The organism is Billgrantia antri, assembly GCF_019430905.1.
Taxonomy (GTDB): Bacteria; Pseudomonadota; Gammaproteobacteria; order Pseudomonadales; family Halomonadaceae; genus Halomonas; species Halomonas antri.
Genome location: NZ_JAHYCA010000002.1, coordinates 365531 through 374979 on the forward strand (window position 1 = coordinate 365531; position 9449 = coordinate 374979).

Annotated in this window: 12 protein-coding genes; 3 read left to right on the plus strand and 9 right to left on the minus strand. The window is 63.7% G+C overall.

Annotation, left to right across the window (positions count from 1 at the left end):
- Positions 1 to 12 precede the first annotated feature (12 nt).
- On the plus strand, positions 13 to 987 hold the full coding sequence (locus KPL81_RS06095) for an SDR family oxidoreductase (protein WP_219791086.1): 975 nt from the start codon (positions 13 to 15) through the stop codon (positions 985 to 987).
- A gap of 119 nt (positions 988 to 1106) precedes the next feature.
- On the opposite strand, the gene KPL81_RS06100 is transcribed toward KPL81_RS06095, so the two are convergent.
- Complete coding sequence (locus KPL81_RS06100) at positions 1107 to 1553, minus strand: GNAT family N-acetyltransferase (RefSeq protein ID WP_219791087.1); 447 nt, start codon at positions 1551 to 1553, stop codon at positions 1107 to 1109.
- 124 nt (positions 1554 to 1677) lie between these two features.
- Positions 1678 to 2397 carry an FMN-dependent NADH-azoreductase gene (locus KPL81_RS06105; RefSeq protein WP_219791088.1) on the minus strand — a complete coding sequence of 240 codons (720 nt, stop codon included), beginning with the start codon at positions 2395 to 2397 and terminating at the stop codon, positions 1678 to 1680.
- A 130-nt stretch (positions 2398 to 2527) separates the two neighbouring features.
- Between KPL81_RS06105 and KPL81_RS06110 the strand changes: the two genes are divergently transcribed.
- Entirely contained in the window at positions 2528 to 3457 is a 930-nt protein-coding gene (locus tag KPL81_RS06110) for a LysR substrate-binding domain-containing protein (protein ID WP_219791089.1), read from the plus strand.
- On the opposite strand, the gene sigJ is transcribed toward KPL81_RS06110, so the two are convergent.
- The 6 genes from sigJ to KPL81_RS06140 all read right to left on the minus strand — a co-directional run bounded on the left by sigJ (position 3452) and on the right by KPL81_RS06140 (position 7269).
- Positions 3452 to 4324: an RNA polymerase sigma factor SigJ gene (gene sigJ, locus KPL81_RS06115; RefSeq protein WP_219791090.1), complete on the minus strand. Its 873-nt coding sequence runs from the start codon at positions 4322 to 4324 to the stop codon at positions 3452 to 3454. The two genes, KPL81_RS06110 and sigJ, sit on opposite strands and share 6 nt — an antisense overlap.
- A complete protein-coding gene (locus KPL81_RS06120; protein WP_219791091.1) occupies positions 4324 to 4656 on the minus strand; it encodes a putative quinol monooxygenase in 333 nt (110 codons plus the stop codon). The genes sigJ and KPL81_RS06120 overlap by 1 nt, the downstream gene beginning before the upstream one ends.
- A gap of 222 nt (positions 4657 to 4878) precedes the next feature.
- A complete protein-coding gene (locus KPL81_RS06125; protein ID WP_219791092.1) occupies positions 4879 to 5316 on the minus strand; it encodes a VOC family protein in 438 nt (145 codons plus the stop codon).
- A 195-nt stretch (positions 5317 to 5511) separates the two neighbouring features.
- Positions 5512 to 5862 (minus strand): antibiotic biosynthesis monooxygenase family protein, encoded by a 351-nt coding sequence (locus tag KPL81_RS06130; RefSeq protein WP_219791093.1) that lies wholly within the window; start codon positions 5860 to 5862, stop codon positions 5512 to 5514.
- 52 nt (positions 5863 to 5914) lie between these two features.
- Positions 5915 to 6331, minus strand: a complete 417-nt coding sequence (locus KPL81_RS06135; protein WP_219791094.1) for a VOC family protein — start codon at positions 6329 to 6331, stop codon at positions 5915 to 5917.
- Positions 6332 to 6498: 167 nt separating this feature from the next.
- Positions 6499 to 7269, minus strand: a complete 771-nt coding sequence (locus tag KPL81_RS06140) for an SDR family oxidoreductase (protein WP_219791095.1) — start codon at positions 7267 to 7269, stop codon at positions 6499 to 6501.
- Positions 7270 to 7545: 276 nt separating this feature from the next.
- Here KPL81_RS06140 and ada point away from each other — a divergent pair, with 276 nt between their 5' ends.
- A complete protein-coding gene (gene ada, locus KPL81_RS06145; protein ID WP_219791096.1) occupies positions 7546 to 8643 on the plus strand; it encodes a bifunctional DNA-binding transcriptional regulator/O6-methylguanine-DNA methyltransferase Ada in 1098 nt (365 codons plus the stop codon).
- A gap of 100 nt (positions 8644 to 8743) precedes the next feature.
- Here ada and KPL81_RS06150 read toward each other — a convergent pair whose 3' ends face one another.
- On the minus strand, positions 8744 to 9382 hold the full coding sequence (locus tag KPL81_RS06150) for an NAD(P)-dependent oxidoreductase (RefSeq protein WP_219791097.1): 639 nt from the start codon (positions 9380 to 9382) through the stop codon (positions 8744 to 8746).
- Positions 9383 to 9449: the final 67 nt, after the last annotated feature.

A 9449-nucleotide genomic window follows, 5' to 3' on the forward strand; every position in this document is an offset into this window, starting at 1 on the left:
AAGGAGGCAACCATGTCCCCACCTGCAATGAGTGAAACCGTTGTTGTCATCACCGGCGCTTCCAGCGGCATCGGCCGTGCCACGGCGCATGAATTTGCTCGCCAGCGTGCGACCCTGTTCCTGGCGGCCCGGGACAAGACGGCGCTGCATGACGTCGCCGAGGAGTGTCATCGGCTCGGCGGGCAGGCCAGGTTCATCGTCGCCGACGTTACCAAGCCTGAAGATATGCAACGACTTGCCCAAAGTGCGATAGAGGCAGCGGGCAGGATCGACGTGTGGGTCAACAATGCGGGTGTCGGTGCGCTCGGGGCTTTCGAGGAGATCCCCGTTGAAGACCACGCACGCGTCATCCAGACGGACCTTGTCGGCCAGATCAACGGTGCTTATGCGGTGCTGCCTCATTTCAAGCAGCGAGGCAGCGGCATTCTGATCAACAATATTTCACTCGGCGGATGGGCGCCCCAGCCCTACGCCGCCTCATACAGTGCGGCAAAGTTTGGCCTGCGCGCCTTTGCCGAAAGCCTGCAGGGGGAGTTGCGTCATTGGCCGGATATCCATGTGTGCAATGTCTATCCCGCCGTGATGGATACCCCGGGGTTTCGTGACGGAAGCAATTACACGGGCCGAGCCGTCAAGCCTGTGCCTCCTGCCTACGACCCGCGGCGAACCGCTCGGACGATCGTCAAACTTGCTCGGCACCCTCAGCCGACCGCCTACGTGGGGCTGCCCGCCATGCTGGCTCGCCTTGCTCACGGCCTGCCAGGCTACAGCCGGCTCAATGCCAACCTGGTCGACCTCGCCTTGAAGCGGGCCCGGCCCATGACCAACTCCTCGGGCAACCTGCACGCCCCACCGAGCGGCGAGCGGCGTATCGACGGTGGCTTCCGCTCGCCGGATGGGCATCGCAAGGCGGTCATGGCCGCGACCCTTGGAGGAGTGCTGGCTGGCTTCTGTCTATCACGTCGCCGTAGGCTGCATCAGGACTGAGCATCGGGAATGTCTCATGCTGGAAGCGAAACGCCGGCTAGCTGCCAAGCACTCGCCTGGCCAACCGTATGCGACTGGAACAGGGGCTGATGATGCTTCGTTTAGCGCGTGCCTGAGGCTCAATAATCAAGAGCCAGTCGCAGCCTGTCCTTGTGCTGGATGCCGTGCTCGTAGATCGGCTCGTCGTAGTGGGTCAGGAAGTAGTCCCGTTCCACGGCGACGACTCGGAACCCCGCTCGCTGGTAGAAGGTGAGCTGATGACCAAAGGTGCCGGTGCCCAGTTCGAGGCGCCGTGCCCTCGCCTCCCTAACCGCTGCGATGGCGTGATCCAGTAGCCGTGCGCCGATGCCCTTGCGCTGATGTGCCGGGGCGACGGCAATGTTCATCAGCTCGTGAACACCTTCGCCAAGGGGCTGGATGACATGAGTGCCCACGGGCTCTCCCTCGACTGTGGCGACATGGCAGATCGAGCGTTCGAGGTAGCGCTTGATGGCAACCAGCGAGGGGTCGGCCTCCAGCAGGAGATTGAGAGGTGCCTCGGCGCTGGGTACTTGTCTAATGAGCATGTCGATGTTGTTGCGACTTGTCTGGGAGCGATCGGTGTCGGTTCGACGAAGTATCGATTAATAGATGCTACAGGGGCGAGGCCGGGGCGTCATGCGCCCCGGTGTTTGACATCGAAGGGTGCCATCAGGCCGGCTGCGTTAGGCGTGGTGTGGCGAACTTACTATGCAATTGTTCAACCAGCCGGTCGATGCGCTCCAGGGCGCTTCGGGTCGAGGCCGCCAAGGCATCGCCGCCTTCCTCCTGATGCTCGATGGCGATGGCATGAAAGCCGCCGATGCCGATGAACTGCAGGGCGGTGCGTACGCTGGGCTCCAGATGGTTGAGCGCGGCCAGGGGGCGCCCCGGGTCGAAGTCGAAACCGCCGCGGGAGGAGAGCAGCACCGCATGGCGGGGGCGGTCGGCCAGCAGCGGCACGTAGCCCTCAAGCGGCAGGTGAGGGTGGGTGCCGTACTGTGGATCGAAGTCGACGGTGCGGCCAATGCGAATGATATTGTCGATCCACGCCTTGAAGGCGGCCGGCGGGCCGAAATTGTACATGGGCACGCCGAGCACCAGGATATCGGCCCGTATGACCTCATCCGCCAGGGCATCGCTCTCGGTGAGCAGTTCTCTCATCGGTTCGGTTTGCTGCTCAATAGGTGTGAAGGCCGCCTCGATCCATTCGACACTGGTCAGTTGTGGCGGGTTGGCGCCGATATCGCGATAGACGATCTCGGCATCCGGCTCCAGGGTGCGCCAGCGGGAAACGAAGTGATGGGTCAGCCGGCGGCTATGCGAGCCGTGGTCGTGGCTGCCGGCGCGGCCGGGGCGAGGGCTGGCATCGAGGTGAAGTAAGCGCGTCATGGGTTTTCTCCGTCATGGGGTGTAGGATCTTTTGAGTGAATCTGTTTCAGCTGTGTTTGGTAGCTTGTGCCAAGCATGGTCGGGCGACAAACGACGATTCTTTTTCGATAGTGGAAAATAAAACTCAGCCATGATGCCGCGACGACTCCCCTCGCTCTCCGCCCTGCGCGCTTTCGAGGCGGCGGCGCGCCACCTCAGTGCCAAGCGGGCCGCCGAGGAGCTCTCGGTCACGCCGACGGCGATCAGCCATCAGATTCGCCAGCTCGAAGAGAGCCTGGGGGTGGCCCTATTCGTGCGGCGGCCGCGGCAGCTGGTGCTGACGACTCAGGGCCAGGTGTTACTCAGTGTGTTGAGCGACTCCTTCGACGCCATCGCCGAGACGGTGGCCAAGCTGAGCCAGCCGCCAGCAAGGCAAGCGGTAACGCTCTCCACCACGCCAGCCGTGGCCGCGCGCTGGCTGCTGCCCTGGGTCTGCCTGCTGCGCGATGCGCACCCGGCTATCGACTTGAGCATTCAGGTCTCACATGAATGGGTCGCTCTGGATGGCGTCGTCGCCGACATGGCGATTCGCTATGGCGAGGGCCCCTGGCCCGGGCTGGTTGCCGAGAAGCTGTTCGACAACGTCTTCATCCCCACCTGCAGTCCCGTTCTAGAACTCCGCGAACCCGCCGAACTGGTACGCCATACGCTGCTGCATTTCTCTTCTCCCAAGGCCATCGCACCGGTGGACTGGGTTGCCTGGCAGCGTCGAGTCCAGGTGCCGGGGCTCGATGTCAGCGCCGGCCTGCTGTTCTCCGACGAAACCCACGGCATTACCGCGGCGCTGGACGGCCAGGGCGTGGCCCTGATGAGTCGCTACCTGATCGAGGAAGAGCTGCGTCAGGGACGCCTGGTCCAACCGTTCGGTCCGGAGATAGAGGCCGCCCCCTTCCAGCTCGTTTACCCGCCCGAGCGGCTCGAAGAGCCGGCTATAGCCGCCGTGCGTGACTGGGTCATGGGGTTATTGGACTCTCCGTCTAGAGAGAGAGCCTGCCGTTCTATCGTCGAGCGCCACTCATAGCGTCAGCCGCGCCAGCTTGTCGGGATTGCGTACGATGAAGATATCAGTGGCCTGGCCTGCCAAGTCGTAGCCGAAGGTGACCGTAGCGACGACGCTTCCTTCTCGATGCATCACGAAGCCTGGGCCTCCGTTGATGTCGGCCTCGCACCATTGGTAGTCGGACCAGTAGCCGCGCAGCCGTCTCACCAGGAAGTCCAGCACCTCTTCTATGCCATGTAATGGTTTGAGCAGGGTGGGCACCTTGCCGCCGCCATCGGCGCTGAGGCGAATCTCGGCTGAAAGCAGGTTGGCGAGCCGTGCCGTGGCTCCTTCGGTAATGGCAAGCCGGAAGGCCTCCAGCAATGCTTGCTGGCGCTCGCGGGGTGGGGCGAACCTCTGCCCGCTCGACTGCAGGTTTGCCCGCGCCCGTGACACCAGCTTGCGGCAGGCCGGCTCCTTGAGTTCGAGCATGGCGGCGATCTCGACATAGGACGTGTCGAAGATCTCATGCAGCAGGTAGGCGGCCCGCTCCTTGGGCGACAGGCGTTCCAGCAGCAGCAGGAAGGCGGTGGAGAGCGAGTCGGCGAGCAGGGCACCTTCATCGATGGCGGCAACGGCTGGCGTCGGGATGGGCTCGGGCAGCCAGGCACCGACGTAGTCGACCCGAGCCCGGTGGGCGTTGCCCAGCAGATCGAGGCAGCGCCGCGTGCAGGTCGTGGTCAGCCAGGCGTGGGGAGCATCGATCGCCCGACGATCTGCCGCCTGCCATTTGATAAAGGTGTCCTGCACTGCATCCTCGGCGTCGGCGCGCGAGCCGAGGATGCGATAGGCCAACCCCAGCAGCATGGGGCGGGCCTCCTCGAAGTGAAGCAAATCGGCGGAAGGCATCAGGCTGTCTCGGAAACCGGAGCCGCCTTGTCCTTGGCCCAGGCCACCGTGGCAGCATGAATCTCGGGCGGATGAGCCAGCAGGGGCGATACCGCGGCGATATAGGCTTCGTATGCCGGCCCCTGCATGAAGGCCTGCGGATCCGCGCCTTCGGCATAGCGCTGGAAGACGCGGATCGTGTCGGGATCGCTGTCATCGTAGCAATAGAAATAGGCGTCGTGGACCTGGCGCGACTCGATGCTCGGCATCAGGTAGGTCTCCCAGGCGCGGCGCACCTCGTCGCGCTTGCCGGGCAGTGCCTTGTGGGTGATGAAGAGAGTGCCCTGGCTCATGTGTTGCTCCTGGTTGGTTGGCAGCGAAGGCCGAGTGGCCGTCACTGACATGACGATTCAGGAGGGTGTCGTGTGACATGAGCGATTCCAATCTTCCCCTTTTTTGCCACTTTCCCTTTTCGATTGAGAGACCACACTGCGTTTATTGCCGCCCGGCGCCCAAGATCCGCGCTTGCGTAGATCTCATGGCCGAGCGGCTAGGTGCCGAGATGGCCACAGGCGCTAGGCAGCGGCCTGCTGTTCCTTGTCATAGTTGATCATCCAGGCGACACCGAACCGGTCTACCAACATGCCGAAGCGATGCGCCCAGAAAGTTTCTTCTAGCGGCATTTGCACGGTGCCGTTTTCGGCCAGCGCGTTGAAGAGGCGCTCGGCCTCCTCTACCGAGTCGACGCCGATCGCAATGCTCGCACCCTTGATGCCTTCGTAGGACGCAGGGCTGCAGGGGGAGTTGTCCGATGCCATCAGCAACTGGTCACCGATACGCAGTCGGGCGTGCATGACCAAGTCGCGGGCTTCCGGAGGGATTTCCATGCCTTCGCTGGCAGGCATTTCGCCGTAGGTCGCCATGGCCTCGAGCTTGGCGTCGAAACAGCGCTGGTAGAACTCGAAGGCTTCGCGGCAGTTGTCGTTGAAGATCAGGTAGGTAGAAAGCTGCATGGTGGGTCTCCAAGGGGCGTTGTAGGTGTTACTTCCCTTCATCGACTCACGGTAGTCGATTTCGACTTGAACGCTTATTTTCTTTCTGACAGCCGCTGGAGGAGGGCGCCCAGGCGTGCCCACCGTGAGGCGTTACAGTTGGGCAGTTACCCGGTAAGTAAGCGCTTGCCGGGGCGCTGGCTTTCCTGCTGTTCGTCAGGTCATGTCGTGGCGCTCGCGGCTGTCGACGGGCGCCTGCTCGCGTTCGTGCATTCCGTAGTCGCGCATCACCGTGGCGACGCGTAGCCGGTAGTCATCGAACACCACGTCGCGGCCCTGTGCCTGGGCCGCACGGTGGCGCTCGAGCTGGCGCCACTGAGCGACGGCCTGCTCGTCACGCCAGAAGGAGAGCGAGAGAATCTTGCCCGGCTGGGTGAGGCTCTCGAAGCGTTCAATGGAAATGAATCCTTCGATCTCATCGAGCAACGGACTCAGGCTAGCGGCGATATCGAGGTAGTGGTCGCGGCGGCCGGACCTGGGGATGACTTCGAAGATGACGGCGATCATGGTTGTTCCGTGTTGTCGTTGTAATGCGTGTCCGATACTACTCGTGCAGGCTTCAGGTCGCGATCTCATCGTAGCCGCGATTCAGGAACTGCACGAAGCAGAAGCCGTGGCCGAAGGGATCGACCATTAGCGCGAGCTTGCCCCAGTCGTCGGTGACGGTGGGACGCTCCTGAATAGCGCCGGCTGCAATGGCCCGTTCCACCGCGGCATCAATGTCCTCTACCACCACGTCCAGATGCACCGGTGTCCAGTGACGAGTGTAGTGGCGCTGTTCCCCGGGCGTGACGCCTGCCGCTGCGTAAGCCGGTGATCCTGAGGCCTTTGCCAGCAGGTAGATCGGCGCCGGACCGCCGATCAGCTCGATGCCGTCCTCGCCGAAACGACGCCCGACCTCGAGGCCAAAGGCATTCACGTAGAAGTCGATGCCACGCTGCAGGTCGTCCACGTCCAGGTTGACGAGAAACTCCATGTCGCCTCCTGTCGGGAATTCACGCTGAATCGAATGGATACAAGAACATGCACTACCTGGTAAGTAAGTGCTTACCGGGGCGCAATATGCGTGTTTGCAGGGTAGCAGGGCATTCTAAGGGTTGCTGCACAGGCAGCGGTGCCGGGAGAGGCACCGCCGCCTAGCAGTCAAGTGCGATTGATCGAGACGCCGCCATCGGCCAGCATCGCCGTGCCAGTCACGAAGCTGGCATCGTCGGAAACCAAATAGAGCGCCGCCCGGGCGATCTCTTCTGGCGTCGCCATGCGCTTGAGGGCGTGCAGGTTCTCGACGAAGGCCAGGACTTCAGGCCCGGCATCGGGAGCGTTGGTGATGCTGGCCGGGGTGTCGGTGCCTCCCGGCAGCAGGGCGTTGACCCGGATGCCATGGGAACCGAGCTCCGCGGCAAGGCACTTCACCATGCCCACGATGCCGGCCTTGCTGGCGCCGTAGGCCGCCATGCCAGGCATGCCGGCGGTATGGCCAACGAAGCTCGAGGTGAACAGCAGGCTGCCGCCGCCTCGCTGCAGCAGCGCCGGTATCTGATGTTTGGCACCGAGAAAGGCGCCGTTCAGGTTGGTATGCATGACGTCGTGCCAGTCGCTCGACTGCATGTCCTGCAGCGGCCCCATGGCGCCGACGATGCCGGCATTGTTGAAGGCGATATCGAGCCCTCCGAAGCGCTTCTGGGCCGTGGCGACCAGATGCTGGGCCAGGCGTTCGTCGCATACATCACCGGCGACGACAACGGCAGTGCCACCGTCGCGCGCGATGGCTTCGACCAAGGCATCGAGTTCGTTATGGCGGCGAGCACTCACTATCACGTTGGCGCCTTCGCTGGTGAATAACCGAGCGGTGGCGTGGCCGATTCCTGAACTGGCCCCGGTGACGATGGCGGTCTTTCCGGCAAGTCGGTTCATAGCGACATTCTCCATGGGTAGGTATGGGGGAGTTTGCGGTCCCATGCATACCCTGTCGGCATTCGGTCGAGCCCTCACTCCGCTTCTTGCCGTCAAAAAATTCCGGCAGTTGGATGGTGCTATGCTGCGAAAGGCCGTGAGAATTGCGGTGAGAAGTCGATGAAAATGCTGTGAAGAGACGGGCTCACTTTGAAAGCAAGCAACGGAGTGTGACGGACGGGCCCGGGGCGCATCCTGAACGGACGGAGAGCGCCGAAACCACAGCGGGAGCCCGCCATGATCGAGACGACCACCGATTCACGCGCCACCTTCGACTCCGATGAGGCGAAGTGGGCCGCGGTACTTGCCCGCGATACCGCAGCGGACGACGCTTTCGTCTATGCGGTTCGCACCACCGGCGTCTACTGCCGCCCGACCTGCCCGTCGCGCCGGCCGCGCCGCGAGAACGCAGAGTTCCATGCCGATGCGGCAGCAGCCGAGCGGGCTGGTTACCGACCGTGCCAGCGCTGTTGTCCTCAAGAGCCGTCGATGGCCCAGCGGCACGCTCGGAGTGTTGCTAGGGCCTGCCGTCTGATCGAATCAGCTGATGAACTTCCCTCGCTCGACGAGCTGGCTCAAGCCGCAGGGTTGAGCCGCTTCCACTTTCACCGCGTGTTCAAGTCGGCCACTGGACTCACGCCTAGGGCCTACGCCGCCGCCCGGCGGGCGGAGCGCGTGCGCGAAGAACTCGTCAGTTGCGAAACGGTCACCGAGGCGATGTACGAAGCGGGCTTCAACTCCAGCGGACGCTTCTACGCCGGCTCCAATCGCATGCTCGGCATGACGCCGAAGCGTTACCGCTCGGGAGGAGAGGGGATGGAGATTCGCTTTGCCCTGGGAGAATGTTCCTTGGGCACGATTCTGGTGGCGGCAAGCGTCCAGGGTATTTGCGCCATTTCCCTGGGAAGCGACCCGGAGTCGCTGTTGCAGGAGTTCCAGGACCGTTTCGCCAAGGCCAGCCTGTTCCCGGGAGGAAAGGACTTCGACGCTTGGGTGGCCCGGGTGGTGGGCTTCGTGGAGGCGCCGGGTACCGGGCTGTCGCTGCCGCTGGACATTCGTGGCACCGCCTTTCAGCAACGGGTGTGGCAGGCGCTGACCGAGATTCCGGTGGGAGCCACGATCAGCTATGCGGAGTTGGCGCAGCGGATCGGCTCGCCCAGGTCGGTGCGTGCCGTGGCCAGGGCCTGTGCCTCCAATACCATCGCGCTGGCCATTCCCTGCCACCGGGTCGTGCGCAGCGATGGGGCGCTTTCCGGGTATCGCTGGGGTGTGGAGAGAAAGCGCACGCTGCTCGAGCGAGAGGCGGCACGGGAAGTGGCGGAGGCGAACGAGTAGAGCATCGATATGTCGGGCACGGTCGCGAGGCAGGTATTGGAGCAGGGCGCCCAGAGCCCAACCCGGTGGCCCGCCAACGGCGGGCCGGGTGGGATGCGGTTCAGTAGGCGACGCTGAAGCGCTGATTGGGATGACGGGGCTCTTCGAGCTCGTCGAGCATGGCCACGGCGTAGTCCTGCACCGAGATGCGGCTAATGCCCTCGGCATCGCTGAGCAGGCTGTCGCCGCCCAGGCGGAACTTGCCGGTGCGCTCACCAGGGAAAATCTCGGCGGCCGGTGAAAGCAGGGTCCAGGCCTGCTCCTGCTGGGAGCGTAGCCGCTCCAGGGCGGTCTTGGCGCCCTCGGCGGTGGCGCGGTATTCGGCCGGGAAGCCGGGGCTGTCGAGCAGCAGCTGGCCGGGGGCGATCTCCAGGGAGGCGGCGCCGCCGACCACCAGCAGGCGCGGCACGCCGGCGGCGCGAGTGGCGGCGAGGATGGCGTCGAAGCCGGCCACGTAGTAGCCGTAGACATCTTTCTGGGCATGCCCGCTGAAGGCGCTGAGTACCACGTCCGCGCCGCGCAGCTGCTCGGTCAGGGCGGCGCTGTTAAGGACGTCGCTCTTCTCCACGCTGAGGCCGTCGCGGGGGGCGAGACGTTCCGGACGAGTGACTAGGGCCTTTACCTGATGGCCCCGGGCAAGCGCCTCGTCGAGCAACGCCGAGCCGATGAAACCGCTGGCGCCGATCAATGCAATCTTCATGTCATGTCTCCATGTTCAGGGGAAGTGATGGCATTGTCAGCTGGCAAATTGATTTGAAAAACATGCG